Annotated in this window: 24 protein-coding genes; 8 read left to right on the forward strand and 16 right to left on the reverse strand. The window is 69.6% G+C overall.

Annotated features, from left to right (window positions below; genetic code table 11):
- Together CURTO8I2_RS06795 and hutU are read right to left on the reverse strand one after the other, a co-directional pair.
- Positions 1-658, reverse strand: a 658-nt coding sequence (locus CURTO8I2_RS06795; RefSeq protein ID WP_159679766.1) for a DsbA family oxidoreductase, incomplete at its 3' end; no start/stop codon positions are given.
- The gene (gene hutU / locus CURTO8I2_RS06800) at positions 655-2,334 is read right to left on the reverse strand and encodes a urocanate hydratase (RefSeq protein WP_159679768.1); all 1,680 of its coding nucleotides are present in this window, start codon (positions 2,332-2,334) and stop codon (positions 655-657) included. The genes CURTO8I2_RS06795 and hutU, both read right to left, overlap by 4 nt.
- Before the next feature lie 109 nt (positions 2,335-2,443).
- On the opposite strand from hutU, the gene CURTO8I2_RS06805 reads away from it, so the two are divergent.
- The gene (locus CURTO8I2_RS06805) at positions 2,444-3,208 is read left to right on the forward strand and encodes a ThuA domain-containing protein (protein WP_159679769.1); all 765 of its coding nucleotides are present in this window, start codon (positions 2,444-2,446) and stop codon (positions 3,206-3,208) included.
- A 72-nt stretch (positions 3,209-3,280) separates the two neighbouring features.
- On the opposite strand, the gene CURTO8I2_RS06810 is transcribed toward CURTO8I2_RS06805, so the two are convergent.
- Positions 3,281-3,601, reverse strand: a complete 321-nt coding sequence (locus tag CURTO8I2_RS06810) for a hypothetical protein (protein ID WP_159679771.1) — start codon at positions 3,599-3,601, stop codon at positions 3,281-3,283.
- A gap of 161 nt (positions 3,602-3,762) precedes the next feature.
- Here CURTO8I2_RS06810 and CURTO8I2_RS06815 point away from each other — a divergent pair, with 161 nt between their 5' ends.
- From CURTO8I2_RS06815 to CURTO8I2_RS06825, 3 genes are all read left to right on the forward strand, one after another.
- A complete protein-coding gene (locus tag CURTO8I2_RS06815) occupies positions 3,763-5,040 on the forward strand; it encodes an ectonucleotide pyrophosphatase/phosphodiesterase (protein ID WP_236551025.1) in 1,278 nt (425 codons plus the stop codon).
- A 314-nt stretch (positions 5,041-5,354) separates the two neighbouring features.
- Complete coding sequence (locus tag CURTO8I2_RS06820) at positions 5,355-6,896, forward strand: DNA-3-methyladenine glycosylase 2 (protein ID WP_159679773.1); 1,542 nt, start codon at positions 5,355-5,357, stop codon at positions 6,894-6,896.
- Positions 6,893-7,408 carry a methylated-DNA--[protein]-cysteine S-methyltransferase gene (locus CURTO8I2_RS06825; RefSeq protein ID WP_159679774.1) on the forward strand — a complete coding sequence of 172 codons (516 nt, stop codon included), beginning with the start codon at positions 6,893-6,895 and terminating at the stop codon, positions 7,406-7,408. Before CURTO8I2_RS06820 ends, CURTO8I2_RS06825 begins: the two co-directional genes overlap by 4 nt.
- A 35-nt stretch (positions 7,409-7,443) precedes the next feature.
- On the opposite strand, the gene CURTO8I2_RS06830 is transcribed toward CURTO8I2_RS06825, so the two are convergent.
- From CURTO8I2_RS06830 to CURTO8I2_RS06845, 4 genes are all read right to left on the reverse strand, one after another.
- Positions 7,444-8,211, reverse strand: a complete 768-nt coding sequence (locus tag CURTO8I2_RS06830; RefSeq protein ID WP_159679776.1) for a LytTR family DNA-binding domain-containing protein — start codon at positions 8,209-8,211, stop codon at positions 7,444-7,446.
- Positions 8,208-9,443 carry a histidine kinase gene (locus CURTO8I2_RS06835; RefSeq protein ID WP_159679777.1) on the reverse strand — a complete coding sequence of 412 codons (1,236 nt, stop codon included), beginning with the start codon at positions 9,441-9,443 and terminating at the stop codon, positions 8,208-8,210. The genes CURTO8I2_RS06830 and CURTO8I2_RS06835 overlap by 4 nt, the downstream gene beginning before the upstream one ends.
- Positions 9,444-9,447: 4 nt before the next feature.
- Positions 9,448-11,091, reverse strand: a complete 1,644-nt coding sequence (locus CURTO8I2_RS06840) for a serine hydrolase (RefSeq protein WP_159679779.1) — start codon at positions 11,089-11,091, stop codon at positions 9,448-9,450.
- Between the two features lie 148 nt (positions 11,092-11,239).
- The gene (locus CURTO8I2_RS06845; protein WP_159679780.1) at positions 11,240-12,487 is read right to left on the reverse strand and encodes a formimidoylglutamate deiminase; all 1,248 of its coding nucleotides are present in this window, start codon (positions 12,485-12,487) and stop codon (positions 11,240-11,242) included.
- 61 nt (positions 12,488-12,548) lie between these two features.
- Here CURTO8I2_RS06845 and CURTO8I2_RS06850 point away from each other — a divergent pair, with 61 nt between their 5' ends.
- Positions 12,549-12,767 carry a hypothetical protein gene (locus tag CURTO8I2_RS06850; RefSeq protein ID WP_159679782.1) on the forward strand — a complete coding sequence of 73 codons (219 nt, stop codon included), beginning with the start codon at positions 12,549-12,551 and terminating at the stop codon, positions 12,765-12,767.
- Positions 12,757-13,977 carry an imidazolonepropionase gene (gene hutI, locus CURTO8I2_RS06855; protein ID WP_236551026.1) on the forward strand — a complete coding sequence of 407 codons (1,221 nt, stop codon included), beginning with the start codon at positions 12,757-12,759 and terminating at the stop codon, positions 13,975-13,977. Before CURTO8I2_RS06850 ends, hutI begins: the two co-directional genes overlap by 11 nt.
- A gap of 71 nt (positions 13,978-14,048) precedes the next feature.
- On the opposite strand, the gene CURTO8I2_RS06860 is transcribed toward hutI, so the two are convergent.
- Together CURTO8I2_RS06860 and CURTO8I2_RS06865 are read right to left on the reverse strand one after the other, a co-directional pair.
- On the reverse strand, positions 14,049-14,231 hold the full coding sequence (locus tag CURTO8I2_RS06860; protein ID WP_159679783.1) for a 30S ribosomal protein THX: 183 nt from the start codon (positions 14,229-14,231) through the stop codon (positions 14,049-14,051).
- A 106-nt stretch (positions 14,232-14,337) separates the two neighbouring features.
- Complete coding sequence (locus CURTO8I2_RS06865) at positions 14,338-14,733, reverse strand: MerC domain-containing protein (RefSeq protein WP_159679785.1); 396 nt, start codon at positions 14,731-14,733, stop codon at positions 14,338-14,340.
- A gap of 74 nt (positions 14,734-14,807) precedes the next feature.
- Between CURTO8I2_RS06865 and CURTO8I2_RS06870 the strand changes: the two genes are divergently transcribed.
- Positions 14,808-17,027 carry a TonB-dependent receptor gene (locus CURTO8I2_RS06870; protein WP_159679786.1) on the forward strand — a complete coding sequence of 740 codons (2,220 nt, stop codon included), beginning with the start codon at positions 14,808-14,810 and terminating at the stop codon, positions 17,025-17,027.
- A gap of 241 nt (positions 17,028-17,268) precedes the next feature.
- Here the strand turns inward: CURTO8I2_RS06870 and CURTO8I2_RS06875 are convergent, their stop codons facing one another.
- Together CURTO8I2_RS06875 and gltX are read right to left on the reverse strand one after the other, a co-directional pair.
- Positions 17,269-17,769: a transcriptional repressor gene (locus tag CURTO8I2_RS06875; RefSeq protein WP_159679788.1), complete on the reverse strand. Its 501-nt coding sequence runs from the start codon at positions 17,767-17,769 to the stop codon at positions 17,269-17,271.
- A 737-nt stretch (positions 17,770-18,506) separates the two neighbouring features.
- Positions 18,507-19,919 carry a glutamate--tRNA ligase gene (gene gltX, locus CURTO8I2_RS06880; RefSeq protein ID WP_159679789.1) on the reverse strand — a complete coding sequence of 471 codons (1,413 nt, stop codon included), beginning with the start codon at positions 19,917-19,919 and terminating at the stop codon, positions 18,507-18,509.
- 80 nt (positions 19,920-19,999) lie between these two features.
- Between gltX and lpxH the strand changes: the two genes are divergently transcribed.
- A complete protein-coding gene (gene lpxH, locus CURTO8I2_RS06885; protein WP_159679791.1) occupies positions 20,000-20,746 on the forward strand; it encodes a UDP-2,3-diacylglucosamine diphosphatase in 747 nt (248 codons plus the stop codon).
- Between the two features lie 103 nt (positions 20,747-20,849).
- Here the strand turns inward: lpxH and CURTO8I2_RS06890 are convergent, their stop codons facing one another.
- The 5 genes from CURTO8I2_RS06890 to CURTO8I2_RS06910 form a co-directional block, all read right to left on the reverse strand.
- On the reverse strand, positions 20,850-21,680 hold the full coding sequence (locus tag CURTO8I2_RS06890) for a ferritin-like domain-containing protein (RefSeq protein WP_159679793.1): 831 nt from the start codon (positions 21,678-21,680) through the stop codon (positions 20,850-20,852).
- Positions 21,677-23,143, reverse strand: a complete 1,467-nt coding sequence (gene purF / locus CURTO8I2_RS06895) for an amidophosphoribosyltransferase (RefSeq protein WP_159679795.1) — start codon at positions 23,141-23,143, stop codon at positions 21,677-21,679. Before purF ends, CURTO8I2_RS06890 begins: the two co-directional genes overlap by 4 nt.
- A 74-nt stretch (positions 23,144-23,217) precedes the next feature.
- Positions 23,218-24,240 carry an SPOR domain-containing protein gene (locus CURTO8I2_RS06900; RefSeq protein ID WP_159679797.1) on the reverse strand — a complete coding sequence of 341 codons (1,023 nt, stop codon included), beginning with the start codon at positions 24,238-24,240 and terminating at the stop codon, positions 23,218-23,220.
- 54 nt (positions 24,241-24,294) lie between these two features.
- Positions 24,295-25,569 carry a bifunctional tetrahydrofolate synthase/dihydrofolate synthase gene (gene folC / locus CURTO8I2_RS06905; RefSeq protein ID WP_159679799.1) on the reverse strand — a complete coding sequence of 425 codons (1,275 nt, stop codon included), beginning with the start codon at positions 25,567-25,569 and terminating at the stop codon, positions 24,295-24,297.
- Complete coding sequence (locus CURTO8I2_RS06910) at positions 25,566-26,210, reverse strand: histidine phosphatase family protein (protein WP_159679801.1); 645 nt, start codon at positions 26,208-26,210, stop codon at positions 25,566-25,568. Before CURTO8I2_RS06910 ends, folC begins: the two co-directional genes overlap by 4 nt.
- Positions 26,211-26,250: the final 40 nt, after the last annotated feature.

The following is a 26,250-nucleotide window of genomic DNA, read 5'->3' on the forward strand; positions in this document are numbered from 1 at the left end:
CCACCTTCCCCGCCACAATCTCCCCCAACGCCCGCTCGAACACCTCCACCGGCTGCCCACCCGAAATCAGATGCTGCTGGTCGATGATCACCGCCGGCACGCTGTTGATGCCGCTGCGGATGAAGAACTGCTCTTCGGCGCGCACGGCGTCGGCGTACTCGTCCGACGCGAGGATCGCGGCGGCACGCTCAACGTCCAGCCCCACGCTGCCCGCGATGCGCACCAGCGTCGCGTGGTCGCTGACGTTCTCGCCGTCACCGTGATACGCCTGCAGCAGCGCGCGCTTGAGGTCGCGTTGCCGGCCTGCGATGCCGGCCCAGTGCAGCAGGCGATGGGCGTCGAAGGTATTCCAGGTGCGCAAGCGGTCGCCGAAGGCGAATCCGACGTCGGCACCGCGGCTTTTGATGTTGGCGCGGGCGGCGGCCAGTTGTTCGGGCGACATGCCGTACTTGCGGGTCAGGTGCTCGGCGATGTCCTCGCCTTCGGGAACCATCTGCGGGTTGAGTTCGAAGGGGCGCACGTGGAATTCGACGTCGACGTTCGCCGGCAGGCGCGCGAGTGCCTGCTCGAGTGCGGCCAGGCCGATGGCGCACCAGGGGCAGACGATGTCGGAGACGAAATCGATGCGCAGCGGCACGCGGTCGATGGCAGCGTTCATGCCTGCACCATCGGCAGCTTGAGGCCTTGTCCGTGCGCGCAGTCCTTCGCGATGTCGTAACCGGCATCGGCGTGGCGCATGACGCCGGTGCCGGGGTCGTTCCACAGCACGCGGGCGATGCGCTTGTCGGCCTCGTCCGTGCCGTCGCAGACGATGACCACGCCCGAGTGTTGCGAGTAGCCCATGCCGACGCCGCCACCGTGATGCAGGCTCACCCAGGTGGCGCCGCCGGCGACGTTGAGCATCGCGTTGAGCAGCGGCCAGTCGCTGACGGCATCGGAGCCGTCCTGCATGGCTTCGGTTTCGCGATTCGGCGAGGCGACGGAGCCGGAATCGAGATGGTCGCGGCCGATGACGATCGGCGCCTTGAGTTCGCCATTGCGCACCATCTCGTTGAAGGCGAGGCCCAGCTTGTCGCGCAGGCCCAGACCCACCCAGCAGATGCGCGCGGGCAGGCCCTGGAAGGCGATGCGCTCGCCGGCCATATCGAGCCAGCGGTGCAGGTGCGGATCATCCGGAATGAGTTCCTTGACCTTGGCGTCGGTCCTGGCGATGTCCTCGGGATCGCCACTCAGCGCGACCCAGCGGAACGGGCCGATGCCGCGGCAGAACAGCGGGCGCACGTAGGCCGGCACGAACCCGGGGAAATCGAAGGCGTTGGCGCAGCCCTCGTCCTTCGCCATCTGCCGGATGTTGTTGCCGTAGTCCACGGTGGGAATGCCCGCGGCATGGAAGGCGAGCATCGCTTCGACGTGCACGCGCATCGACTGTTTGGCGGCGTCGCGCACCTTCTCCGGATTGGCGGTCTGCTCGGCGATCCATTGCTCGACGCTCCAGCCGATCGGCAGATAGCCGTGCACGGGATCGTGCGCGCTGGTCTGGTCGGTCACGCAATCCGGGCGCACGCCGCGCTTCACCAGCTCCGGCAGCACCTCGGCCGCGTTGCCCAGCAGCGCGATCGATTTCGCTTCGCCGGCCTGCGTGTATGTCTCGATACGCGCGAGTGCGTCGTCGAGATCGGTGGCCTGCTCGTCGACGTAGCGGGTCTTGATGCGGAAATCGATGCGGCTCTGCTGGCATTCGATGGTCAGGCTGCACGCCCCGGCGAGGCTCGCGGCCAGCGGCTGCGCGCCGCCCATGCCGCCGAGACCGGCGGTCAGAATCCACTTGCCGGTGAGATCGCCGCCGTAGTGCTGGCGGCCCATCTCGACGAAGGTTTCAAACGTGCCCTGCACGATGCCCTGGCTGCCGATGTAGATCCACGAACCGGCGGTCATCTGGCCGTACATCATCAGGCCCTTGCGATCGAGTTCGTGGAAGTGCTCCCACGTGGCCCAGTGCGGCACGAGGTTGGAGTTGGCGATCAGCACGCGCGGCGCATCGGCGTGCGTGCGGAACACGCCCACCGGCCTGCCGGACTGCACCAGCAGCGTCTCGTCGTCGCCGAGGGTCTTCAGCGATTCGACGATGGCATCAAAGCATGCCCAGTCGCGCGCGGCGCGGCCGATTCCGCCGTAGACGACGAGGTCTTCCGGGCGCTCGGCCACCTCGGGGTCGAGGTTGTTCATCAGCATGCGCAGCGGCGCTTCGGTGAGCCAGGAGCGGCAGCTGAGTGCATTGCCGCGCGGCGCGCGGATGACGCGCGAGGGATCGTGGCGCGAAGCGGTGTCGGACATGGCGGCGCATTCCTGCAATGACGATGCGGGGATTATCGCACCGCGCCGCACGGCAGCCTGACGCGCCGCGGCGTGAGCGGGACCGGTCCCGGCGGCTAAGCTGCCGCGCATGAAACGTACCGCCTGCCTGCTCGCCCTCGTCCTGTCCGCCGCGCTCGGCGCATGCACGTCCACATCAACGCCGCCGCAGGCGACGTCCGTTGCCGACGACGCGCCGGCGCGCGTGCTGGTGTTCACGCGCACGGCCGGCTTCCGCCACGATTCGATCCCGGTGACGGTCGATACGCTGCGCGCGCTCGGCAGCGCGCATGGTCTGACGCTTGAGACCACCGAGGACCCGACCCGCTTCGACGATGCGACGCTCGCCGGCTATCGCGCCGTGGTCTTCGCCCACACCACGCGCGAGGTGCTGGACCCGGCGCAGCAGGCGGCGTTCGAGCGCTACGTCGCGGGTGGCGGTGGTTTCATGGGCGTGCATGCCGCGGCCGACAGCGGCTACACCTGGCCGTGGTACGGCGATCTGGTCGGCGCGTGGTTCGCGCGGCATCCCGAAGGGCTGCAGTCGGTGCGCGTGGTGTTCGAAGACGGCGCCGGGCCGGATGGGCTGCAGGACTGGCACGTCACCGACGAGATCTACGACTACCGGCGCAATCCGCGCCCTTTTGTACGCGTGATCGCGTCGATCGATCCGGCGTCGCATCCCGATGGCGGCATGGGCGACGACCATCCGATCGCCTGGTGCCACACGAACGCCGGTGGCCGCGCCTGGTACACGGGGCTGGGCCACGACGCGGCGCTGTATGCCGATCCGGTGTTCCGCGCGCAGCTGTTGCGCGGCCTGCTGTGGACGACCGGACGCAGCGACGCCTGCTGAGTCCAAGCGGGCACCGCAGATACGAAAACGCCCGGCCGGAGCCGGGCGTTCTGCGTCGCGCGTGCGCGCATCTCAGTTGATCGAAGGATCCAGCCTGCGCAGCGCATCCTTGACGTCGGCCGAGCCGGTGCGGTCGATGTCCTCGCGCGTGTAGACGCGGCCACCCCCGGTGGTGCATTCCTGCTCGGCGCGCTTGGAGCGCGCGTTGCGGGCGGCCGTGATGCGCGAGCCGGTTTCGCGGATGCAGAAGCGGTCCGCGGCGCTGGCCCGCTGGCCTCGGTCGCGTACGGATTCCTCTTCCTCTTCTTCCTGCTGCTGCGCGTGCGCGACCTGCGAGACCGCACCGAACGCGAGGCCGGCGAAGATCGCCGCCGTCCACCATGCATGCTTCATGTCGCACCTCCCGGTGCAGTTCGACAGTGCGCCCACGATACGCGCGATGCACCGCCGCGGGGTCTGCGGGTGATGAATGTTCAGCCGGCGTGCCCGTGCCGTTGTGCCGTGCTTCATGCGGCTGACTGCGAGGCGTCATGTGTCGCCAGTATCCTGTACGCATGCCTCGAATGATCTATCCGCGCGCCTGCGCCCTGCTCCCGCTGTTGCTGTTGACCGCCTGCACCACGGTCGAAACCGCTGCTTCTTCCGACACCGTCCAGGCCTCTGCGCCGGTGGCCGATGCACGTCCGACCTTGCTGCTGGTGTCGCTGGACGGTCTGCGCCCCGACTATCTGGGTCGCGGCGAGACCCCGCACCTCGATGCGCTGGCACGCGGCGGCGTACAGGCCTGGATGCGGCCCTCGTATCCCTCGCTGACGTTCCCGAACCACTACACGCTGGTCACCGGCCTGCGCCCCGATCACCACGGCCTGATCCACAACTCGATGGTGGACGCGACGCTCGGCGATTTCCGCCTGTCGGACCGCGAAGCGGTAGGCAACGCCGCCTGGTACGGCGACGGCGAACCGCTGTGGGTGACGGCAGAAGACGCAGGCCTGCGCACGGCGACGCTGTCGTGGCCGGGCAGCGAAGCGCCTGTGCACGGCGTGCGTCCGACGCGCTGGTATCCCTTCGACGAGACCCGCCCGCTCGACACGCGCGTGGACACGGTGCTCGGCTGGCTGTCCGAACCCGATGCCACGCGCCCCGCGTTCGCCACGCTGTATCTCGAACACACCGACTCGGCCGGCCATCACTACGGTCCGGACTCGCCGCAACTGCATGCGGCGCTGCAGGCCGTGGATGCGGCGGTCGGGCGTCTGGTCGCGGGCCTGCGCACGCACGGGCTGCAGGACCGGGTGAACCTAGTCGTCGTCTCCGACCACGGCATGGCCGAGGTGCCGCCGGGCCAGGCGATCGCGGTCGAGGACATGGTGACGCTGGAAGAAGCGCGCGTGACCTCGACCGGCCAGGTGATCGGCATCGTGCCCAACGCCGGCTTCGAGGCGCAGGTGGCCCGCAAGCTGCTGGGCGCGCACGCGCAATACGACTGCTGGCGCAAGGGTGAACTGCCGGCACGCTGGAAGTTCGGCACCCACCCGCGCGTGCCGCCGATCGTCTGCCAGATGCACCTGGGCTGGGACGCCGTGCCACGCGATGCGCTGGCCCGACGCCCCGCGCACGCCCGCGGCTCCCACGGCTACGACCCCGCCCTGCCGGAGATGCGCGCGGTGTTCATCGCGAACGGACCGGCGTTCCGCAGCGGCGTCACGCTGGAAGGCTTCGACAATGTCGATCTGTATCCGATGCTCGCGCGGCTGATCGGGGTGACGCCGGCCCGGAACGACGGCAATGCGGACACGCTGGTGCCGGCGTTGCGGGATGGGGTGCGGTAAGCGGGATTGAGTGCGCTGGTTCGGGTCGGTGAGGGTGCCGCTGCATGTCGGGCCGTGAGTGATCGGGGCTTCCGGGTTCGATGCGCGCGTCTGCCCTCACCCCAACCCCTCTCCCAGTGGGAGAGGGGCTCGGTTGGCTGCGGCGCTACGCATCCGCAGCTGCCCGTAGATCATTGATCCATCGCGGCGCGCTTAAAGCCCCTCTCCGCTTGGGAGAGGGATTGGGGTGAGGGCAGACTCACGCGCCACACCCCACAGCATCCATGTCCGAATCCGGCCAGTCACGACCCGCGCCCGGTGCTAGCCTGCAGCGCATGTCCCCGCCCCTGCCCGCTTCCGACATCTGCGAACAGGCGCGCCTGAGTCGCGACGCGCGTTTCGACGGGCTGTTCTTCACCGCGGTGCGCACGACCGGCATCTACTGCCGGCCGGTGTGCCCGGCGCCCGCGCCGAAGGCCGTCAACGTCGTCTACTACCCGAACGCCGCCACAGCGGAAGTCGCAGGTTTTCGCCCCTGCCTGCGATGCCGGCCGGAGCTGTCGCCATCGGATGGCCACTGGCATCGCGGCGACGATCTCGTGGCGCGTGCATTGGCCTTGATCGACCAGGGCGCGTTGAACGAAGCGCCGCTGGCATCGCTCGCCGAGCGGCTGCACATCGGAGAACGCCAGCTGCGGCGGTTGTTCGTCGAGCGCCTGGGCGCGGCGCCGGTGGGGGTGCACGGCACGCGGCGTCTGCTGTTCGCCAAGCAGCTGCTGACCGAGACCGCGCTGCCGATCACCGAGGTCGCGCTCGCCGCCGGTTTCAACAGCGTGCGGCGTTTCAATGCGGTGTTCCAGGATGCGTACCGCACGCCGCCGCGCGACCTGCGCAAGGCGCCGCCCGAATCCACCGGCGACGCACTGACACTGCGCCTCGCCTATCGCCCGCCTTACGACCTGCCGGCGATGCTGGATTTCCTGCGCGGGCGCGCGTTGCCGGGCATCGAGGTCGTCGACGAGGTCGCCTACACCCGCGTGATCGGCACTGCGGAAGCACCCGGCTGGCTGCGGGTGCGCGCGTGGCCTGGCAGGCGTGGCGAGCCCGCGCCGGATGCGCTGCGCCTGGAACTGCACGGGTGCGCGCCGTCGCACCTGCAGGACACCGTGCAGCGCGTGCGACGGATGTTCGATCTCGACGCGGATCCACACGCGATTGCCGCGCATCTCGGCCACGACGCGCGACTGGCGCCCCTGCTGCGGGCGCGGCCGGGCCTGCGCCTGCCCAGCGGCTGGGACGGGTTCGAGATCGCGGTGCGCGCGGTCATCGGCCAGCAGGTCAGCGTCGCCGCCGCGCGCACCCTGACCGCGCGGCTCTCGCAACGCTTCGGCGCGCCGCTGCCGGAGGCGTTCACCGCGCAGGGATTCGCGCATCTGTTTCCCACGCCGGAGGTGCTCGTCGATGCCGACTTCGACGGCCTCGGCCTGATCGGCAGTCGCATCGCGACGATCCGCGGCATCGCCGCCGCCGTGCTCGACGGCCGCGTGGATTTCGATCGCGCCCGCACGCTCGACGACTTCGTCGAACGCTGGGTCGCCCTGCCGGGCATCGGCCCGTGGACCGCGCAGTACATCGCGCTGCGCGCGCTCGGCCACCCCGACGCGTTTCCCGCCGAGGATCTGGTGCTGCAGAAGCTGCTGCCGACCGACGGCACGCGCATGACGGCGAACGCACTGCGCGCGCACGCGAAGGCCTGGCGCCCGTGGCGCGGCTACGCGGTCTTCCATCTGTGGCGCGACGCATCTGCAGCCACGCCGGCGCGCGCCGCCACACCGACGCGCACGCGCGCCCGTTCCACACGGAGTCCATCGCCATGAGCCCGACCACCGCCCACGTGTTGACCCGCACCATCGACAGCCCGGTCGGCCCGCTGTTTCTCGCCGCATCCGACGCCGGCCTGCACGCGGTGGAGTTCGCCGAGCACCGGCATCCGGTGCCCCGCGGTGATGATTGGCGCGAGGGCGCACATCCGGTGCTCGATGCCACCGCGCAGCAACTGGATGACTATTTCGCCGGCACGCGACGGGCTTTCGACCTGCCGTTCGCCGCCCGCGGCACGCCGTTCCAGCAGCAGGTGTGGTCAGCGCTGACGCGCATTCCCTACGGCGCGACCGCCAGCTACGTCGAACTCGCGCGCATGGTGGACAAGCCCAGCGCGAGCCGCGCGGTCGGCGCCGCGAACGGCCGCAATCCGCTGTCGATCGTCGTGCCCTGCCACCGCGTCATCGGTGCCAGCGGCGCACTCACCGGCTTCGGGGGCGGCCTGCCGACCAAGGAATTCCTGCTGACGCTCGAAGGCGCCTGGCCGCGTGGTGCGCGCCTGCTGTAACGCAGTCTGCCGGGATACACGCGCGGCATCCGCCTCTACATTCCGCGGAACCGGTGCACGAACGCGGCGCTGACCGGCAGCGACTCCCGATGTCCGCGCAGTTCGATGCGCGCCTTGCCCAGCTCGTCGCGGCGCACGCGGTCGATCGTCGAGACGCGCACCACGGTGCCGCGATGCACCTGCCAGAACACGTCCGGATCGAGCCCCGCCAGCAGGTCCTTCACCGGCGTGCGGATCAGCGCCTCGCCGTCCGCGGTGACCACACGCACGTATTTGTCCTGCGCCTGGAAGAACAGCACCTCGTCGATGCCGATCATGCGCACGTGGTCACCGATGCTGGCACTGATCCAGCGGATCTGGCGCTCGCCGGCCGGGCGCAGCCGCGCTTCGAGACCGTCGACCAGCGCTTGCAGGTCTTCCGCCACCGGCTGCGCGAGGCGTGCCTGCAGGCGCTCGATGGCAACGTGCAGCCGCGCTTCGGTCACCGGCTTGAGCAGGTAGTCGACGGCGCCCGCCTCGAACGCGCGGATCGCGTACTCGTCATAAGCCGTCGTGAACACCACCAGACCGCCACCGGCGATGACGGCACGCGCGACATCGAGTCCACCGACGCCGGGCATGCGGATGTCGAGGAACGCGACGCGCGGGCGGTGTTCGGCTGCGGCCTGCAGCGCCGTGATGCCATCCTCGCAGGCGGCGATGATCTCCAGCGCCGGCCATGCGGTTTCGAGCATGTCCAGCAGGGCCGCCCGCTGCGGTGCCTCATCCTCGGCGATCAATGCGGTGACCGGTGCAGCGCTCATGCGGACTCATCCAGCGGCGTGCGGATTTCGGCCTGGGCGCCACCGCCTGCCGCGCCGGTCAGGCGCAGTGACGCGCGCGGACCGAACCGTGTCGCCAGCTGATCGCGGACGTTCGCCAGCCCCATGCCGCCGCCGACACCCGGCTGCAGGCCGGCGCCATCGTCGCTCACGCGGACATGCAGCGACGCATCGGCGCGCCATGCGCGGATCGCGATGTGGCCGGCGCCGGGTTTGGGCTCGATTCCGTGCTTGACCGCGTTCTCGACCAGCGTGATCAGCAGCAGTGGCGGATACGGCACCGCGCGCAGTCCGTCGTCGACTTCGACGGTGTACCGCAGCCGGTCTGCCGTACGCAGCCGCATCAGCTCGAGATAGTGCGTGCACAGATCCAGTTGTTCGCCGAGCGTGGAGCGCAGCGCCACTTCGCCGTCGCGCAGACGCGGAATTGTCGCGCGCAGGTAATCGACCAATGCGTCGAGCGTCGCCTCGGCGCGCGCCGCGTCCTGCCGTACCAGCGCGCGGACCGAGGCCAGCGTGTTGAACAGGAAGTGCGGCTCGACCTGCGCCTGCAATGCACCGAGCCGCAGATCGGATTCGCGCTTGTGCGCCTGCATCGTCGCGAGTTCGATCCGGTGCCGGCTCTCGGCCAGGCGCCGTTGCTCGCTGAAGTAGGCGCGCAGCGCCGCGCCACCGCCCACCAGACCGTAGATGCAGACGACGGTCAACACCTGGAGCGCGACCGCGCCGGAACGCGCGGCGCCGGACGCGTACTGCGCGCGGACTGCCTCGAGGTCATAAGGCGCCTTGCCCATCTCGGCCACCATGAACGCGTCGATCCGCGTACTCGCCCACCGGTCGGCGAAGTAGGACAACGCGATCCCGACGCACAGCGAAAGCACCACGAAGGTCCGTTCGCGCCGCAACGGCAGACGCAGATGCCGCACGCAGGTCGCCAGCAACGGACCGGCGGTCGTCATCAGCACGAACGCGGCGAACATGTAGGCCGACGCGGTCAATGCACCGACCGCAGTCACCGGGCCGATCAACGCACCCAGCAGTGTCAACAGCGAGAAACCCAAGATGACGCTGCAGAACAGCAGCGTGCGGCCGACGAGCCAGGGCGCGCTGAAGACCGGATAGCGGCGGTAGCGGGTCCACAGGAAACCGCCGCCGATCGCGACATCGTCGGGCAGCGGCTGGCGAAGCGGCACGGCGTCAATGCGCATCGACATGCCCTCAGTCACGTTCGCCGCGCATGATCTGACCGCCCTGATGCAGCTCGAGCGATGTCACCGTGTCGTCCGCGTCGCGCTGGAAGTGCAGCTCGATGCCGAAGGCCGGCGCGGCGAAGCGGTCGGTGCCGGTGGCGTCGAGCGGAAGCGCGCCCTGTCCGGTCGCCTGCGCGCGGAGCCGGCCGTCGGCGCTGTCGACCCTGAGCACGAAGTCCGGCATCAGCGTGTAGTCGCCAGCGTAGTCGGCGAGCGGCACGTCGGTCGCCTGCGCTGCCGTTGGCCGGGTATCGGTCGCACGTGTCGCCGCCATCGCGCCGCCGCCCTGGTGCCAGACGAAGCTGTAGCTGCCATCCGCCGCGCGCTTCGGCGACAGCAGGGCGTCGAACTGCACCGGAAAGAAATCCCCTGCATCGTCGTAGCCCAGTTCGAAGATCGGCTGGCCGGCGGGATGGATCGTCAGCGCGTCGCCCCTGCGCGCCAACTCGACCTGCATGCCGGCGCCGAGCCGCCAGGTACCCACCAGTCCGTCGACGAGTGCCGACGGCGGTGTCGCCAGCTTGCGCGGCTTGCCGACCGGCACTGATGGATCGAGCAGATGCGCGCCCAGACTGCCGAGACCGCCGAGCGCGGTCAGCGCCGTGTCCGAGAGGATCACGACCCCGCGCTCGTGCGCAGGATCGAACCCGACCAGCGACGAGAAGCCGCCGGTGCCGCCCTCGTGCATCAGCACCTCGCGACCGGCCAGCGGCGCGATCATCCAGTGCATCGCCATCGGTGGCTGTTGCGACACCGGTTGCTGGGTGCGCTGCAACGCGGCGAGTACCGGCGCGGCCGTCGCGCCCTCCGCCTGGCCGAGCTGCGCCTGGACGTAGCGGACCATGTCGTCGAGCGTGGCACGCACGCCGCCGACGCCGGCCATGTCCCCGGGAATCGTCCAGGCCGGGGTCTCGTTGCCGTTGGGCAGGTGCCCCGCCGCCGCACGCACGCCATCGGGGCGCTGCGCGATATAGGCGTGGTCCATGCCGAGCGGCGCGAACAGCTGCGCATCGATCAGCGACTCGAACGGCTGGCCGGCGCGCTGCGCGACGGCATACGACAGCAGCATCGACGCGAAATTGGAGTACTCGAACTGCGCACCCGGCGCGCGCGTCAGGGTGACATCGGCCAGCGAGGCGAGCAGCGCCTCCGGCGTCAGCGCCGCATAGGGATCGGCGGGATCGGTAATCGGCATCCGCGTCGGCAATGCGGGCAGGCCGGACGTGTGGGTGACCACGTGGCGCAGCAGGATCGGCTGGCCTTCGAATGTCGGCACCGCGGTCCCTGCAGGCAGCCAGGCCGACAGCGGGTCGTCGAGAGACGCCTGGCCCTCGGTGATCAGCTGCGCAAGCAACGCGGCGGTCATCGTCTTGCTGACCGAGCCGATCTCGAATGCACTGTCGGCGCCGATACGCGGGTTGGCCGTGCCGTCGGCGCAGCGATACGTCCGCGCCACGGTGTCGCCATCGACGACGGCGACCGCGAGGCACGCGCCGGTGCGGTCTTCCATGAGCCGCTGATCGACGATGCCAGCGAGTTCGCCATCGGTCATCGCGGATGCGCCGCTACTGACGGCGAGCATCGCGGCGAGGGTCAAAGCGTTGGGCCACATGCGGATCTCCTGTCCATGAGTAGGATCGTGATGCTGCAACGGCAACGCGACCTGTGCACGGGCGTGCGACGAACCACCCGATCCGGCGGATGAACGCCGCGCTGGCGCGCCGGCGGCGCGGCGAACCTGCCGTGTCGCGCCCATTCGATCAGTCGGCCAGCACCGCCCGCATTGCGTGCGCGTAGCCGCGCGCGGCGTCTGCATGCAGTGCATGACGCCCCCCGGTAACGACCGTCCGCCCGGCCACGTGGACCTCGCGCGCCAGGGGCCGGTTGCCGGCGAACAGCCAGCGGTCGAGCACGTCGTCTTTCGTCGCGCCGGCGAGCAGCGGTGCATCGGCGTCGAGTACGACTGCATCGTCAGCTGCGTCGAAGCCGGTCGACGCCGCGGCACTGGCCTGCACGCCGGCGAACAGCGTCGCGCCGACGCTGGGCGTCGCGGCTGCGACCGCGATGTTGCGGCGCTGCGTGACGAGGCGCTGGCCGTATTCCAGCCAGCGCAGCTCCTCGACCGGCGAGACCGAAATGTGCGAATCCGACCCGATGCCCCAGGCGCCGCCGGCATCGAGGTACTCGCGCAAGGGGAACAGGCCGTCGCCGAGATTGGCTTCCGTCGTCGGACACAGCGCGACGGTCGCGCCGCTGCGCGCGATGCCGGCGACTTCGGCCGCGTCGAGATGGGTCGCGTGCACCAGCGTCCAGCGCGCGTCGACCGGTGCGTTGTCGAGCAGCCACGCGACCGGGCGCCCACCACGCACCGCGAGACATTCGTCGACCTCGGGCACCTGCTCGGCGATGTGGATGTGGAGCCGTGCATCGTCCGGCAGGCCGTCCAGCACTGCGTGCATCGCATCGACCGGCACGGCGCGCAGGCTGTGCAGCGCGCAGCCGACGCGCAGCGTGTCGTCCCGGCGCGCGTGCAGATCGGCGAACAGCCGCAGGTAGCCGTCCACGTCGTGGCCGAAGCGGCGCTGGCGTTCGCCGAGCGGCCGCCCGTCGAACCCGCCGGTCATGTACAGCACCGGCAGCAGCGTCAGCCGGATGCCGGTGATGCGCGCGGCGTCGATCAGCGCATCGGCCATCGCGCTCGCGGGCGCGTAGGGCGCACCGTCCGGTGCGTGGTGGACGTAATGGAATTCGCAGACCGTCGTGTAGCCCGCTTCGAGCATCTCGACGTAGAGCTGCGTGGCGACCGCGCGCAGGGTGTCGGGATCGAAGCGACCGGCCATGCGGTACATGGTCTCGCGCCAGGTCCAGAACGAATCGGCCGGATCGGTCTGCACTTCGGCCAGGCCGGCCATCGCCCGCTGAAACGCATGCGAGTGCAGGTTCGCGATACCGGGCAGGCGCCAGCCTGCGGACGTGCGCTCGGCATGGATCGCGGGGACATCGTGCATCGGGCCGGCTCCTCGAAAACGTGTGCGGTAGGCTAGCTGGTCTTCCGCCCGGGAACATGCGATGCGTCCAACTTCGATCGCCCTGCTGTGCGCACTGGTCGCCGTTACCGGCGGCCTGGTGGCGGTGTTCGCCGGCGTGTCCTCGAGCCGCAAACGGCAGTCCGATGCGTCGTCCGGCGGCGATGGCGTCCTGGTCGAGGCCGGGTCGAAACACGGACGCCATGACGCCGGTGATTGGGGCTCGGACGGTGGCGGTGATGGAGGCGGCGGTGGCGATTGAATCCTGGGACGGCCTGCTGCTGGGCGCGACGCTCGCGACGCTGGCCGACGACGCGGGCTACGGCCTTACCGACGACGGTGCACTCGCCTGGCGCGATGGCGTGATCGTCTACGCCGGTCCGCGCACCGGACTGCCGGCCGACGCGGAAGCCAACGCCGATCTCGTCGTCGAAACCGATGGGCTGGTCACGCCCGGCTTGATCGACTGCCACACGCACGCGGTATTCGCGGGCAACCGCGCCGCCGAATTCGAGCAGCGCCTGCAGGGCGCGAGTTACGAGGAGATCGCGCGTGCCGGTGGCGGCATCGTTTCGACGGTGCGCGCGGTGCGCGAGGCCGAGGAGGACACGTTGCTCGCGCAGTCGTTGCCGCGCGCGCGCGCACTGGTCGCCGATGGCGTGACGACGCTGGAGATCAAATCCGGCTACGGCCTCGACTTCGACAACGAGCGCAAGATGCTGCGCGTCGCGCGGCGTATCGGCTCGGTGCTGGGCATCACCGTGCGCACGACCTTTCTGGGCGCGCACGCGTTGCCGCCGGAGTTCGCGGGCCGCAGCGATGCCTACATCGACGCCGTCTGCGACTGGCTGCCGCGCCTGCACGCGGAAGGCCTGGTGGACGCCGTCGATGCGTTCGCCGAGCGCATCGCCTTCAGCGTGGACCAGACGCGCCGCGTGTTCGAGGTGGCCAACGCGCTCGGCCTGCCGGTGAAGCTGCACGCCGACCAGCTCAGCGATGGCGCAGGCGCCGCGCTGGTGGCGGAGTTCGGTGGCCTGTCGGCCGATCACGTCGAACACACCTCGCCCGCCGGCGTAGCCGCGATGGCCGCGGCCGGCACCGTCGCCGTACTGCTGCCGGGCGCATTCCACGTGCTGCGCGAAACCACACTGCCGCCGCTCGAGTCGTTCCGCAGCGCCGGCGTGCCGATGGCGGTCGCGACGGATTGCAATCCGGGCACGTCCCCGCTGCTGTCGCTGCGTCAGGCGATGCAGCTGTCGTGCACACATTTCCGCTTGACGCCGGAAGAGGCGCTGCGCGGCGCGACCGTGCACGCGGCGCGTGCGCTCGGCCTGGCCGATCGCGGACGTTTGGTGGTGGGCCAGCGCGCTGATTTCGCCTGCTGGCAGCTCGCGCAGCCGGCCGAGCTCGTCTACTGGCTCGGCGGTCCCCTGCTGGCGATGTCGTTCGCGGGCGGCAATCGTCTGGCCTGAGCGCAGCGGACGCCCCGAAACGCGAAAGCCCCGCACAGGCGGGGCTTTCGACGCGCGGCGGGGCCTGGAACTCAGGCCTTCTTCGCGACGGCCTTCTTCGCCGGTGCCTTGGCAACGGTCTTGCTGCCGGCGGCCTTCTTCACGACCGGTGCGGTCGCGGTGCCGGTGGCCTTGACGAGGCCCTTCGAGCGGCTGTTGCCGTAGCTCGAGTTGTAACGCTTGCCCTTGAGGGTCTTGCGGTCGCCCTTACCCATTACTGTGCTCCTGGAGTGCTGCGTGTTGAATTCGTCTGGCGCGATGTGCGCCGCCAGGGCGCACAGGACCGCGGATTCTAGCACGCGGCCCGAAGTCGGAAGGCGCTCAGCGCCCCGCGCTGGCGTGGGTCAGGCGCAGGTTCAGCAGATGCGCGCCGGCCAGCAGCAGGCCGCCGATGCTCATCACCACGGCATGGGTCACGGTGTGATCGTGCAGATGGGTGAACGAGCCGGCCCAGACCAGCGCGAGACCGGGCACCAGCAGGGCCCAGGCGCGGAACGCGCGATGGCGGCGCCAGCCCAGGGTCAGCGTGGTCGCGCCCAACAGGGTGGCGAACACGACGAAGGCCTGGTCGATGTCGACCCAGCCGCCGATGTTCAGCCCGAACGCCGGCAGCAGCGCCAGCGCAACCGGCAACAGCGCGCAGTGGACCGCGCACAGGAACGACGCGGCGAAACCGACGCGGTCTGCGCGTTGCAGGGTGGAATCGTGTGCAGCCATGTCTTTTGGGGGGTGCGGGGATTTGCGTAACATTATAACATTCCCTCTTCGCCCACCAGTGTACTGCATCCGCAATGACCAGAAGCTGCCGTTCCGCCCCCGCCCCGACCCGTCTCGCCATCGCCGTCGCCCTGCTGCTGCCGACCGCCGCGTTCGCCCAGTCGACCAGCCAGACCCATGCGCATCCGACCACGCTCGACCGCGTCCAGGTCACCGCGACGCCGCTCGGTGGCGACGCCGAGGATCTCGCGCACCCGGTGGAGGTGCTGTATGGCGACGCGCTGGAAGACCGCAAGGCCGGCACGCTCGGCGACACCGTGTCGTCATTGCCGGGCGTGCAGAGCGGGTTCTTCGGCACCGGTGTCGGCCGCCCGATCATCCGCGGCCAAGAAGGCCCCCGCGTGCAGGTGCTCTCGGGCGGCATCGGCAGCATGGACGCCTCCACGGTCAGCGCCGACCACGCGGTCAGCATCGAGCCCTTCCTCGCCGACCAGATCGAGGTGCTCAAGGGTCCGGCCAACCTGCTCTACGGCAGTGGCGCAATCGGTGGCGCGGTCAACGTGGTCGACGGCCGCATCGCGCGCGAAGTGCCGGACCGCCCGATCAGCGGTCGCGCGGAACTGCGCGCCGGCAGCGGCAACGACGAGCGCAGCGGCATGTTCCGCCTCGACGGCGTCAGCGGCGAGAACCTGGTGCTGCACGTCGATGGCGTGATCCGCAATACCGGCGACTTCGACATTCCCGGCTTCGCCCTGGCGCCCGAAGACCATGACCACAACCCTGACCACGACCACGACGAAGCACATGCGGACGAAGAGAACGCCTTCGGCGTGCTGCCCAACAGTTCGATCCGCACCCGCGCCGGCGCCGTCGGCGCCACATACTTCGGCGAACGCGGCCATCTCGGTGTCGCGCTGAGCACCTACCGCACCAACTACGGCCTGCCCGACGGCGCGCATTCGCACGAGGAAGAAGAAGGCGGCCACGATCACGATCACGATGACGACCATGACCACGATCACGACCATGCCGAAGACGCGCATGAGCACGGCTCGGTCCGCATCGATCTGGTGCAGAACCGGCTCGACCTGAAAGGCGGCATCTACGATCCGCTGCCGTTCCTCAGCGCGTTGAACGTGCGTGCGGCCTACAACGACTACGAGCACGTCGAACTCGAAGGCGACGAGATCGGCACCCGGTTCACCAACAAGGGCACCGAGGCCCGCATCGAGGCGGTGCAGAACCCCTTCAACGGCTGGAACGGCGCGTTCGGCCTGCAGATCGGCCACGTCGATTTCAGTGCGGTCGGCGAAGAGGCCTTCGTGCCGCCGAGCGTGACCGACACCCTCGGCCTGTTCGTCGTGCAGGAGAAGGAATTCGGACCGGTGAAGCTCGAGTTCGGCGGCCGCCACGAGCGCGTCGAGATCGATCCGGCGGACGGTGAGTCGCGCAAGTTTGACGCCAGCAGCCTGTCCGGGGCGGCGATCTGGCACCTGACGGACGTGTTCGACCTGCGCTTCGGTGCCGACATTTCCGGCCGCGCGCCGACGAACGAGGAACTGTTCGCCGCCGGTCCGCACATCGCGACGCGCTCGATCGAAATCGGCGACGCGGACCTCGACACCGAACGCGGCCAGCGTCTGGAAGTCGGCGTGCACGCGCACACCGACCGCGTCGAGTTCAAGGCGGCCGTCTACCAGACCCAGTTCAAGCGCTTCACCTACCTCGCCGACACCGGCGTGGTCGAGGACGATCTGCCCGTGCGGCTGTGGACGCAGGGCGATGCGACGTTCCGCGGCGCGGAGGCCGAGGCGAAGTTCCATCTGGTCGAATCGGATGCCGGTGATTTCGATCTGCGCGTGTTCGGCGATGTCGTGCGCGCGGAACTCGACGGCAGCGGCACCCGCACGGTGCAGTTCGCGGTGCCGCACGGCGACCATGCGCACAACTACGAAACCGAGATCGCGCTGGGCGGCAATCTGCCGCGTATCGCGCCCTCACGCATCGGCGCGGACCTCAACTGGAGCCTTGGTGGCTGGCGCGCCAACATCGGCGCGGTGCGCTACCAGAAGCAGGACCGCGTGGCGGCGCTCGAAGCACCGAGCCCGGGCTACACGCTGGTCAATGCCGGTGTCGCCTGGCGCGTCGGTGAAGCCGACGGCACCCAGTGGGAGCTGTTCCTCGACGGTCGCAACCTGACCGACCAGGAAGCCCGCCCGCACACCTCGCTGCTGCGCGATTTCGCGCCGCTGCCCGGCCGCACCGTCGCCGGCGGCATTCGCGTCTATTTCTGATGCGTCTCCCCGCCGGCACGCACTGACCGGTCCCCGCTCTCTCCAGTGACGCCTGCGTCACCGCCCCGCCCCGGTTTCCGGTGCGGGGCTTTTTTTTTACGCGGCTGGATAGTCGGCCACGGTCGCGCCGGGTCAGCCGATCACAACCCTTGAACGCCTGGGATGAAGCGGATGCGTCTGCGGAGCCGGTGACCGATGCTCCCGACGCGCGATCGAAGCGTCGACGGCGCCGGAAATCCGCTCAGTCGGCCGGAGCGTCCGCGCACTGCGCGCACAGGCCGTGCACTTCCAGCGTCTGCGCCTGCGGCACGAACCCCAGTGCACGGGCGCGTTCGTCGAGCGAGGCGACGACCGCCTCGTCCTCCAGCTCCACGGCGCTGTGGCAGCGATCGCAGATCAGGAACGGCACCGAATGCTGCGCCGTACTCGGATGGTGGCAGGCCACGAATGCGTTGACCGACTGCAGCTTGTGGATGAAACCGTTGGCCAGCAGGAAATCCAGCGCGCGATACACCGTCGGCGGCGCCGCAGCGCCGGGTCCGTCGCCCTCGCGCACCTGGTCGAGCAGGTCATAGGCCTTCAGCGGCCGGCCTGCCTGTGCAATCAACCCGAGCACATGCGCGCGGATCGGCGTGAGCCGCAGGCCGCGCTCGCTGCAGGCGTGCTCCACCGCACGGATGAAGCCCGCGGCATCGTCGACGTGGTGGTGTGGATCCGTGCAGGTGTGGTCGTGCTTGGCCATGCGCCCATGATGGGTGCGAGGGCGCACCGACTCAAGCGTGGCCGTGTTTTCACGCGAGGTTCGGCGTGGTCGCTTCAAGCCGGTGTCCGACTCGCGATGCGATTGGTCTTTAGACCCGCCAGGGATCCGTACGCTCACTGACCGCTGCTGCTCGACGACGACACACAGCATTTGCTAACCCGGAGGGCGCCGCACATGGATGTGCGGCGTTTTCCGACTGAGGCAGGATGCCGAGTCGGAAAATCCCGGTGCACTACAAGCCGCGGGCTTCGGACGTGTCGGGGAGACGTTTTTCTTTGGTTCCGTTTCTTTTGGCGTCAACCAAAAGAAATGAACTCGGCCGCGTCAGCGGACGAAAGCGTTTGATCTACGCCCGCGCGTGTTGGCGATTCGCCTTCGGCGAGAAGCGAAGTCCAGAGCTTCCACTCGCCTTGCGGCGAGCGGGTTCATTTCTTTTGCTGGTCCAACGCACGCAGTGCGAACGGCGAAGCCGGCCCCGAAGGGGCGAGCATCGAAGATGCGAGTCAAAGAAACGGAACCAAAGAAAACGGCCTCCCCGACTCGTCCACAGCCCGCGGCGTCACGCGTACCAGGATTTTCCGAATCGGCATCCTGCCTCGATCGGAAAACGCCGCCCATCCATGGTCGGCGCCCTACGGGTCTCTAAGCAGCGCCGCAACTTCAAGTCTCTTGAAAAGCAGAGCAACGCGCGAAACAAAATCCAGAACAACGCAGCCTCAGCCCGCATCCCCTTCCGGAATCATCCCGATCGCCACATCGATCTGCGCCAGCGCATTCTCGCGCCCGGCCAGATACACCGTATGCCCGATATCCGGACTCACCTGGGTGCCGGTGATCGCGACCCGCAGCGGCTGCGCCACCTTGCCCATGCCCAGACCCAGGATCTCGACGGTCTCGCGGAACGCCGCATCGATCGCCTCGACGTTCCACTCCGGCAGCGCGGCGAAACGCGCGCGGACATCGGCCAGCGGCGCGCGGGCTTCGGCCTTCAGGTGCTTGGCGACCGCCTTCTCGTCGTACGCCGTGATCGGGCGGTACCAGACCGCCGCACGCTCGGACATTTCCTTGAGCGTCTGCACGCGGTCGCGCAGCGCGACCACGACATCGGCCGGCGCGGGGCCTGCCGACAGGTCGTAACCGTCGCTGCGCAGATGCCATTCCAGATGCGCGGCGACCGCGGCCGGGTCGTCGGACTTCAGATACTGCTGGTTGAGCCAGCCGAGCTTGGCCATGTCGAGACGCGCGGCCTTGGCGTTGACGTCTTTGAGGTCGAACAGCTGCTGCATCTCGGTGATCGAGAAGATCTCCTGGTCGCCGTGCGACCAGCCCAACCGCACCAAGTAGTTCAGCAGCGCGTGCGGCAGGTAGCCGGCGTCGCGGTACTGCATGACGTCCGCCGCGCCGGTGCGCTTGGACAGCTTGGCGCCCTGCTCGTCGAGGATCATCGGCAGGTGCGAGAATGCGGGCACTTCCGCGCCGAGCGCGCGGTAGATGTTGATCTGCCGCGGCGTGTTGTTGACGTGGTCGTCGCCGCGCACGACGTCGGTGATGCCCATGTCCAGATCGTCGACGACGACGGCGAAGTTGTAGGTCGCGTAGCCGTCGGGGCGGAAGATCACCAGGTCGTCGAGTTCGCTGTTGGCGATCTCGATGCGGCCCTTGACCTTGTCCTCCCAGACCACGCTGCCGTCGAGCGGATTCTTCAGGCGGATCACGCGGTTCGGATCGTCACGCTTCGGTTCGTTGCGCTCGCGATACGCGCCGTTGTAGCGCGGCTTTTCGCCCGCGGCCATCGCCGCTTCGCGCATCGCATCGAGCTCCGCCTTCGACTCGTAGGCGTAATAGGCCTTGCCGTCGGCGACCAGTTGCTCGGCGACTTCGGCGTAGCGGTCCAGTCGATGCGTCTGGTAGATCGGGCCTTCGTCGTAACCCAGGCCCAGCCACTCCATCGCTTCGAGGATCGCGTCGATCGCGGCCTGGGTGCTGCGTTCGCGGTCGGTGTCCTCGATGCGCAGCACGAACTCGCCGCCGCGCCTGCGCGCCTCCAGCCAGCAGTACAGCGCCGTGCGCGCGCCGCCGATGTGCAGGTAGCCGGTGGGACTGGGGGCGAATCGGGTGCGGCAGGACATGCGCGGAACTCGGCGTGGGGACAGCGCGCATTCTAACCGGCGCGCCCAGCCGGCCACGGCGGCCGGATTACAATGGCGCCATGACGACGCTTTTCATCTCCGACCTGCATCTGGATCCGGCGCGTCCGGAGATCACCGCGCTGTTCCTGGACTTCCTTGAGGGTGAAGCGCGCAGCGCGGATGCGCTCTACGTCCTCGGCGATCTGTTCGAATCCTGGGTCGGTGACGACGATCCGTCCGACGCCGGTGCCCAGGTCGCCGGACGCCTGGCCGCGCTGTCGGAGACGGGTGTGCCGGTGGCCTTCATGCACGGCAACCGGGATTTCCTGGTCGGCCATGACTACGCGCGGCGCGCCGGCATGCGCCTGTTGCCCGATCCCGCGGTGATCGATCTCTACGGCCGGCCCGTGCTGCTGACCCACGGCGACCTGCTGTGCACCGGCGACGTCCAGTACCAGGCGGTGCGCGCGCAGGTGCGTGATCCGGCCTGGCAGTCGCACATGCTGGCGCAGCCGCTCGCCGCACGCGTGGCATTCGCGCAGCAGGCACGCGACGCCAGCCAGGCGCGGGCCGCCAGCCTGCGTGGCGACGGCACGATGGAAACCGTCACCGACGTGGCGCCGGACACGGTCGAGGACTGGTTCGGGCGCTACGGCGTCGACACGATGATCCACGGGCATACGCATCGCCCCGCGATCCACGACCTGCAGGTCGCCGGCCGCGATTGCAGGCGCATCGTGCTCGGCGACTGGTTCGAACAGGGTTCGGTGCTGCGTGCATCCGCGGACGGGCGACTGGCGCTGTCGGCGCTGCCCACCGCGATCTGATCGCGGCTCGATCGGAGGTGCGTCTCCGCCAGGAGCGCGTTTGCGCGCGATGCCTCTCCCTGCGCCTGATCGCGTGCAAGCGTGCGCCTGCCTGCATGCAGCGCTAGCGTTCGGCGAGGGCCTGCAGCGCGGCCAGCTCTTCGTCGCTGAATCCCGCCGCGGCGCGGGCGTCGAGATTGAACGGGCCGTGCAGCACGGCGCGCGCGTACGCCGACAGCAGGTCGCGGAACGTCGGTTCGGGCTGCACGCCGCGGCGCTCGCAGAACCAGCGGAACCAGCGGCTGCCGGCGGCGACGTGCGCGACTTCCTCGCGGAGAATCACCTCCAGCACGGCGACGGTCTCGTGGTCGCCGAGCCCACGCAGCTTGACGATCATCCCCGGCGTCACGTCCAGGCCGCGTGCCTCCAGCACACGCGGCACCAGCGCCATGCGCGCCATGCCGTCGTGCGCGGTCTTCTCGCACATTTCCCACAATCCGTTGTGCGCGTCGAAATCGCCGTAGTCGAACCCGAGTGCGCGCAAACGGTCGCGCAGCATGACGAAATGCCGCGCCTCGTCATCGGCCACCGACACCCAGTCGGCGTAGTAATCGGCAGGCAGTTCGCGGAAGCGGTAGACCGCGTCCCAGCCCAGATCGATGGCATTGAGCTCGATGTGCGCGATGGCGTGGATGAACGCCGCGCGGCCTTCGTCGCTGCCGAAGCCGCGCCGCGGCAGTTCGCGCGGATGCACGAGTTTCGGGCGTTCGGGGCGGCCCGGCATGCCGATCGGCCCGGGCGCAGGCGCGTTCGTATCGAGCGGCAGCGCGCCCTCGCGGAACCGGCGCGCGTAGGCTGCGGTCAGCGCGATCTTGTCATCGGGATCGCGCGCATCGAGACAGTGGCGCGCGGCCGCGAACAGATCCGCCGCGTCCGCGACCACCACCGCGCTCACGCGCGGCGCTTCTTCTTCGCGTCGTCGCTGCGCAGCTGCTGCAGACGCTCGAAATAGCCGCCTTCGATGCCGGTGACGTACTCGCCGCTGAAGCAGGAGCTGTCGAACCGGCGCTCGGGGAATTTCGGACCGGCGACGGCGGTTTCGAGATCGGCGAGATCCTGGTAGATCAGCCAGTCGCAGCCGAGGAAGGCTTCGATCTCTTTTTCGGTGCGGTTGTGCGCGACCAGTTCGTCGACCGACGGCATGTCGATGCCGTAGATGTTGGGATGCCGGACCGGCGGCGCGGCCGAGGCGAGATACACCTTCTTGGCGCCCGCGTCGCGCGCCATCTGCACGATCTGCTTGGACGTGGTGCCGCGCACGATCGAGTCGTCGACCAGCAGCACCACGCGGTTGCGGAATTCCAGCGGAATCGGATTGAGCTTGCGCTTGACCGACTTCGCGCGCTCGCCCTGCCCCGGCATGATGAAGGTGCGCCCGACGTAGCGGTTCTTGATGAAACCCTCGCGGTACTTCACGCCCAGCACGTTGGAAATTTCCAGCGCCGCATCGCGCGAGGTGTCCGGAATCGGAATCACCGTGTCGATGTCGTGGTCGGGGCGCAGGCGCAGGATCTTCTCGCCCAGCGTGACGCCCATGCGCATGCGCGCCTTGTGCACCGAGATGTTCTCGATCATCGAGTCCGGACGCGCGAAATACACGTATTCGAAGATGCACGGCGCATGCGGCTGCCGGGGCGCGCATTCGCGGTGGTGCAGCTCGCCGCGTGCGGTGATGACGATGCCCTCACCCGGCTCCACGTCGCGCAGATGCTCGAACCCGAGGATGTCGAGCGCGACCGATTCCGACGCCACCGCGTACTCGGTGCCCTCGCTGGTTTCGCGCTTGCCCAGCACCAGCGGACGGATGCCGTGCGGATCGCGGAACGCGACCAGGCCCAGACCCAGCACCGTCGCGACCACCGCGTATCCGCCCTTGGCGCGGCGGTTCACGCCTTCGACCGCGCGGAACGCGGCCTCGGGCGTCAGCGCCTTCTCGCGGTCGAGCTCGTGCGCGAACACGTTGAGCAGCACTTCCGAATCCGACTCGGTGTTGACGTTGCGGCGGTCGGTTTCGAACACCTGCTGGCGCAGCTGGTCGGTGTTGACCAGGTTGCCGTTGTGGGCGAGCGCGATGCCGTAGGGCGAGTTGACGTAGAACGGCTGCGCTTCGTCATGGCCCTCGCTGCCGGCGGTGGGATAGCGGCAGTGGGCGATGCCCACGCGCCCCTGCAGCAGATCCATCGCCCTGGTGTCGAACACGTCGCGCACCAGGCCGTTGCCCTTGTGCACGCGCATCACCGTGCCGTTGGAGACGGCGATGCCGGCCGCGTCCTGCCCGCGGTGCTGCAGCACAGTCAGGCCGTCGTACAACGCGGCTGCGACTTCAGAGGTTCCGACAATCCCGACGATCCCGCACATGTTCGATTTCCAGTTCGGCTTGGGGCGCGCGGACGCGCCGGTATGAAGTGTGGGGCGATGCGTCCCGGCGGGGCTCAGGGATGCGAGCGGACCAGACCGTCGACGCCCACCGCGCTGCGGACGCGCGTCTTGAGCTGATCGGCGTCGCCGCGCGACGCGACCGGGCCGGCCTTGACCCGGGTCAGGCGCCCCTTGTCGGTCTCGACCGAATCGGTGAACGCGGTGATGCCGGCGCCGCGCAGACGATCGCGCATCGCGTTGGCATCGGCGGCGTTGCTGAAGGCGCCCACCTGGACCACGAAGCCGGTGCCCGACGTCGGCGCAGCTGCGGCCGGCGGCGGCGTTGCGGGCGCTGCGGCGGGGGGTGTCTGTGCAGGCGGCGTGCGCGCAACTGGTCGCGCCGCGGGCGCGTCCTGCGGCAGTGGCTCGGTCGTCGGCGTCGCGGGCGCAGGCGCGGGGGTCGGGCGCGAGGCTACCGGCGTGGCCGGCGCCGGCGTGTCCGGACGCGCCACGTCGGGCCGGGTGCCCGCATCGAGCGTGACCACGCGCGGGGTCACGTCGTCGCGGACCTGCGCGGCGCGCACGCGGACGATCTCGGCGTCGGCGCGATTGGCATACGGCCCGAGACGTACACGCTGTGCCGGCTTGCCGTTGAGCGTGAAGCCTTCGCGGTAGCCGGTCAGGCCGGACTGGGACAGCTGGCGCAGGATCGCATCGGCATCGGCCTCGTTGGCGAACGCGGCGTAATGCACGGCGTACCCGCCGCCGGCCGCGGTGACGGGCAAGGCGGTGTCCTGGTCGGCCGTATCGACGGTCGGCAGCGCGCTGCCATCCGGCCGGGTGGCCGCCGGCGCCGCGGGCGCCGCTTCGGACACCGGCGCGCCTGCGAGCGCACCGCCCGCGCGCGCCGGTGGCGGCGCGATCAACGGCAGGTCGACGGTCTTGTAGTCGCCCGCCGGCGCATCGGGCACGTCCAGCGACATGTCCGGCAGGCCGCTCGCGGGCGCAGGGCCCTTGATCAGCATCGGCAGGAAAATGACCGCGAGCGCGATCAGCACGGCGGCGCCGATCAGGCGTTGTTTCAATGCAGGCGACATGCGGAATCCGGACACGGGGCCGCGCAAATTATACGCGCCGTCCCGCCCTGCTTCTTAACGCCTGCCCTGCAGCGCCTGCAGGGCCGCCGCCGCGGCGTGGAACGTGCCGAACACCAGGATGCGGTCGCCGGACGCGGCATCGGCCCGCGCCGCAGCCAGTGCCGCATCGACATCGGCGTGCTCGGCGATCCCGCCGGCCAGCGTGGCAGGCAGGCGTGCGCGCAGCGTGGCGGCATCCTGGCCGCGGGCGCCGGCGGCGGTAGATCCCGCCAGATGCCAATGGGCGATCGAAGGCGCCAGCGCGCCCGCCACACCGGCTGCGTCCTTGTCCGCGAGCGCGGCGTAGACCGCCACCGTGCGGCCCGCGGCCGGCGACGCGACCAGCCACTCGGCCAGCGCCTGCGCCGCTTGCGGGTTGTGGGCCACGTCGACGACGATCTCCACCCCCCCGCGCTCGAAGCGCTGCAGGCGCCCGGCCACGGTCGCGCCGGCAATCCCAGCCGCGAGCGCGGCGTCTCCAGTGTCACGGTCCAGCGCGCGGATCGCCGCGATCGCGACCGCCGCGTTGCGCAGCTGCACGGGCGCCGACAATGCCGGCATCGGCAGCGCCACCTCGAAGCCGACCTCGCGCCAGATCCAGGTACCCGGGTCCGTGGGCGCGTAGAGGAAATCGCTGCCCCCGCGGATCGCCACCGCGCCGATGCGGTAGGCGTGCTGCAGCACGCTCGCCGGCGGGTCGGTGTCGCCGAGCACCAGCGGCTTCCACGCGCGGGCGATGCCGGCTTTCTCACGTCCGATGGTCTCGACGTCGTCGCCGAGCCAGTCCTGGTGATCGAGACCCACCGTGGTGATCACCGCGACGTCGGGATCGACGATGTTGACCGCATCGAGCCGACCGCCGAGGCCGACCTCGAGCACTGCGAGATCCAGGTCCGCACGCGCGAACAGCCACAGCGCCGCCAGCGTGCCGGTCTCGAAATAGGTCAGCGGCGTGTCGCCACGCGCCGCCTCGACCGCCTCGAACGCCTCCACCAGCGCGGCGTCCTCGACATCGTGTCCATCGATGCGCACGCGCTCGTTGTAGGCCAGCAGATGCGGCGAGGTGTACGCACCGACGCGCCAGCCGGCCGAACGCGCGATGGCTTCGACGAAGGCGACGGTCGATCCCTTGCCGTTGGTGCCGGCGATCGTGATCACCTGCGTCGCGGGACGGCCACAGTCCATGCGCGCGTAGACCGCGCCGACGCGGTCGAGACCCATCTCGATTTCGGTCGGGTGGCGCGCCTCGATCGCCGACAGCCAGTCGGCCAGCGAACGACGGTTGCTCATAGCGCCCGGTGGACCGCCTCGCCGAAGAACGCGGTGTGGTGCGCGCAGTCGTTGAGTCGCACGACGTCGAGGTTGTCGACGTCCGGACCTTCGAGCAGATTCAAGGTGGTCGGCGCCTGGCGGAAGGTCCACAGGCGCGAGAGCGGAATGCCGAGCACGCGACACAGGATCACGCGGTTGACGGCGTCGTGGGCGACGATCAGCGCGGTGTCGTCCGCACCGAGACCGTCGACGGCGCGTGCGAACGCGGGCCAGGCGCGGTCGAACACCTGCTGCAGCGATTCACCGCCGGGCATCTGCACGGTATCGGGCGCGTCGCGCCATGCGGTCAGGCGCTCGGGATCGTGCGCGCGGATCTCGCTCGCCAGCAGCCCTTCCCAGGTGCCGTGGGCGATTTCGGCCAGTCCGGGATCGGTCGCCAGCGTGGCGGCGCGTGTCTCGCCGAGCGCCAGGCGCGCGGTGCGGTCGGCGCGCGCGAGCGGCGATGCGACCGCGCGATCGATGCGCACATCGGCCAGGCGCGCGCCGAGCAGCGTGGCCTGACGCTCCCCGACCTCCGACAGCGGAATGTCTTCCTGCCCCTGGTAACGGCCTTCGGCATTCCACGGCGTTTCGCCGTGGCGGGCGAGCAGGATTCTCATCGCGCGGTTCCTCGAATGGGGGGCGTCCGGCGATGCCGGC

The organism is Luteimonas sp. 9C, assembly GCF_902506295.1.
Lineage (GTDB): Bacteria > Pseudomonadota > Gammaproteobacteria > Xanthomonadales > Xanthomonadaceae > Luteimonas.

Excerpts from the sequence above, each read along its gene's own strand:
- hutU (WP_159679768.1), bottom strand. The coding sequence starts at position 2,334 with ATGTCCGACACCGCTTCGCGCCACGATCCCTCGCGCGTCATCCGCGCG.
- CURTO8I2_RS06805 (WP_159679769.1), top strand. The coding sequence starts at position 2,444 with ATGAAACGTACCGCCTGCCTGCTCGCCCTCGTCCTGTCCGCCGCGCTC.
- CURTO8I2_RS06810 (WP_159679771.1), bottom strand. The coding sequence starts at position 3,601 with ATGAAGCATGCATGGTGGACGGCGGCGATCTTCGCCGGCCTCGCGTTC.
- CURTO8I2_RS06815 (WP_236551025.1), top strand. The coding sequence starts at position 3,763 with ATGCCTCGAATGATCTATCCGCGCGCCTGCGCCCTGCTCCCGCTGTTG.
- CURTO8I2_RS06820 (WP_159679773.1), top strand. The coding sequence starts at position 5,355 with ATGTCCCCGCCCCTGCCCGCTTCCGACATCTGCGAACAGGCGCGCCTG.
- CURTO8I2_RS06825 (WP_159679774.1), top strand. The coding sequence starts at position 6,893 with ATGAGCCCGACCACCGCCCACGTGTTGACCCGCACCATCGACAGCCCG.
- CURTO8I2_RS06830 (WP_159679776.1), bottom strand. The coding sequence starts at position 8,211 with ATGAGCGCTGCACCGGTCACCGCATTGATCGCCGAGGATGAGGCACCG.
- CURTO8I2_RS06835 (WP_159679777.1), bottom strand. The coding sequence starts at position 9,443 with ATGTCGATGCGCATTGACGCCGTGCCGCTTCGCCAGCCGCTGCCCGAC.
- CURTO8I2_RS06840 (WP_159679779.1), bottom strand. The coding sequence starts at position 11,091 with ATGTGGCCCAACGCTTTGACCCTCGCCGCGATGCTCGCCGTCAGTAGC.
- CURTO8I2_RS06845 (WP_159679780.1), bottom strand. The coding sequence starts at position 12,487 with ATGCACGATGTCCCCGCGATCCATGCCGAGCGCACGTCCGCAGGCTGG.
- CURTO8I2_RS06850 (WP_159679782.1), top strand. The coding sequence starts at position 12,549 with ATGCGTCCAACTTCGATCGCCCTGCTGTGCGCACTGGTCGCCGTTACC.
- CURTO8I2_RS06860 (WP_159679783.1), bottom strand. The coding sequence starts at position 14,231 with ATGGGTAAGGGCGACCGCAAGACCCTCAAGGGCAAGCGTTACAACTCG.
- CURTO8I2_RS06865 (WP_159679785.1), bottom strand. The coding sequence starts at position 14,733 with ATGGCTGCACACGATTCCACCCTGCAACGCGCAGACCGCGTCGGTTTC.
- CURTO8I2_RS06870 (WP_159679786.1), top strand. The coding sequence starts at position 14,808 with ATGACCAGAAGCTGCCGTTCCGCCCCCGCCCCGACCCGTCTCGCCATC.
- CURTO8I2_RS06875 (WP_159679788.1), bottom strand. The coding sequence starts at position 17,769 with ATGGCCAAGCACGACCACACCTGCACGGATCCACACCACCACGTCGAC.
- gltX (WP_159679789.1), bottom strand. The coding sequence starts at position 19,919 with ATGTCCTGCCGCACCCGATTCGCCCCCAGTCCCACCGGCTACCTGCAC.
- lpxH (WP_159679791.1), top strand. The coding sequence starts at position 20,000 with ATGACGACGCTTTTCATCTCCGACCTGCATCTGGATCCGGCGCGTCCG.
- purF (WP_159679795.1), bottom strand. The coding sequence starts at position 23,143 with ATGTGCGGGATCGTCGGGATTGTCGGAACCTCTGAAGTCGCAGCCGCG.
- CURTO8I2_RS06900 (WP_159679797.1), bottom strand. The coding sequence starts at position 24,240 with ATGTCGCCTGCATTGAAACAACGCCTGATCGGCGCCGCCGTGCTGATC.
- folC (WP_159679799.1), bottom strand. The coding sequence starts at position 25,569 with ATGAGCAACCGTCGTTCGCTGGCCGACTGGCTGTCGGCGATCGAGGCG.
- CURTO8I2_RS06910 (WP_159679801.1), bottom strand. The coding sequence starts at position 26,210 with ATGAGAATCCTGCTCGCCCGCCACGGCGAAACGCCGTGGAATGCCGAA.